At 55.8% G+C, this 1,591-nt stretch carries 1 protein-coding gene and 1 pseudogene; one reads left to right on the top strand and one right to left on the bottom strand.

What is annotated here, in order from left to right:
- Positions 1–312 precede the first annotated feature (312 nt).
- Positions 313–429 (top strand): annotated as a pseudogene (locus XH80_RS43685) (cold-shock protein); the annotation flags it as partial.
- Here XH80_RS43685 and XH80_RS02985 read toward each other — a convergent pair.
- Positions 404–1,387, bottom strand: a complete 984-nt coding sequence (locus XH80_RS02985; RefSeq protein ID WP_271597268.1) for an IS481 family transposase — start codon at positions 1,385–1,387, stop codon at positions 404–406. The pseudogene XH80_RS43685 and the gene XH80_RS02985 sit on opposite strands and share 26 nt — an antisense overlap.
- Positions 1,388–1,591: the final 204 nt, after the last annotated feature.

Genomic DNA, 1,591 nt, shown 5'->3' with positions numbered 1-1,591 from the left:
TGACCAGTCTAAGAGGTTATATGCGAGCCAATAGGGTCGAGCACTTTCTACTGCAGCACACGGCGCTCGCATCATGTCGTTCCAGAACCTACGACCCGCCATGTGCTGCCTTCGAGTAATCCCAACTGATTGAGCTAGCCTGAGAATGTTGGCAGTCGCACGCGGTTGTCAGCTTTGCGTCCATTGTCGTCGACCCGATGCTCGCCATCCCTGTAGGATCAGCAATTTCGGTCCGGCACGCCGGTTGCTGTGTTTCTGGCACCCTTACCCACCAGCGTATGGACTGGGTGCGGCGGCAAAGGAAGTGATCGTATGGCAACAGGTACTGTGAAGTGGTTCAATGTTCAAAAGGGGTAGGGATTTATCGCTCCAGATGACGGCGGATACGACATCTTTGTCCACATTAGGTGTTTAGTCCCGGCATTAGCTGGAGCGGATTGAGGGTGAATCGTTCTGGCTCTTTTGTCCAGGCCTTGCAGATGAACTCGTAGGGTGTGAGGCCTTTGAGAGTTTTGAGTCGGTTGGCGAAGTTGTAGGCGTTGACGAAGTCTGAGAGGTGGCTGCGGAGCTCGGCGTGAGTTTCGTAGTGGAAGCGCTTGACCGTGGCGTCCTTGATCGTTCGGTTCATGCGTTCGACTTGACCGTTGGTCCAGGGATGTTTGGGCTCGGTGAGGCGATGATCGATATCGTTGCGGGCGCAGGCCACGACGAAAGCATGCGCCCAGAAGAACTCCTTCCGCTCGATCTTCTCCTTGATGTCAGCCGCGGTCCAACTGTCGCCGGCCGGATCGGTGAAGTGGGTGCCATCCTCCGTGAGGATGGTGTGAACCTTGTAAGGCACGGCCTTGATGAGATTCTGCAAGAAGCCAGCGGCGACGCGCCTGGTGGCTTTCTCGTGCAACTCTGTGTAGGCGAACTTCGACGTGCGATCGATGGCGACGAGGAGATAGAGCCGGCCTTGGGCGGTGCGGACCTCAGCTATGTCGATGTGGAAGTAGCCGATTGGGTAGCTCTTGAACTTGCGTTTGATGCCTTTGCCATCTTCCACTTCCGGCAGCCGCGAAATGCTGTGGCGCTGAAGACATCGATGTAGGGATGAGCGGGTCAGGTGCGGGATCGTGGCCTGAAGAGCGTAGAGACAGTCGTCGAGCGGCAACAGGGTATGCTTGCGATAGGCCACGATGATGGCCTCGTCCTCTACCGATAGAGAGGTGGACTTTGGCTCCTTGGGTCCTGTCTTCAGATCAGTGACGGAGCCGCGCCTCTTCCACTGGGCGACCGTTTTGGGATTGATCCCATAGCGCTTAGCCAGCGCTCTTAGGCTCTCTTGGCTATTTTGTATTGCTCGACGGACCGCCTCCGTCGTGGTGGCGCAGCCGTGTAAAATTTATCCCATAGCGCTTCCTTCGAATCGTGCGATAAGGATGCACCATCAAAGCCCGGGACTAAACACCTAGCGCGTAGAACGCACTGGACTCTCTGGTTTGGCAGAAGGCCAAAAGATTTTTTAGTCGTCCGTGAAGAGCGGCTAAGCGATTGAGCTGGGATCGCAATATTCGTTGTGGCCTGTTTTGGGATTGCAGGGTTTTGA

Source organism: Bradyrhizobium sp. CCBAU 45384, from assembly GCF_028128665.1.
Classification (GTDB): Bacteria; Pseudomonadota; Alphaproteobacteria; order Rhizobiales; family Xanthobacteraceae; genus Bradyrhizobium; species Bradyrhizobium manausense.
This window is presented reverse-complemented; position numbering and strand designations above follow the sequence as displayed.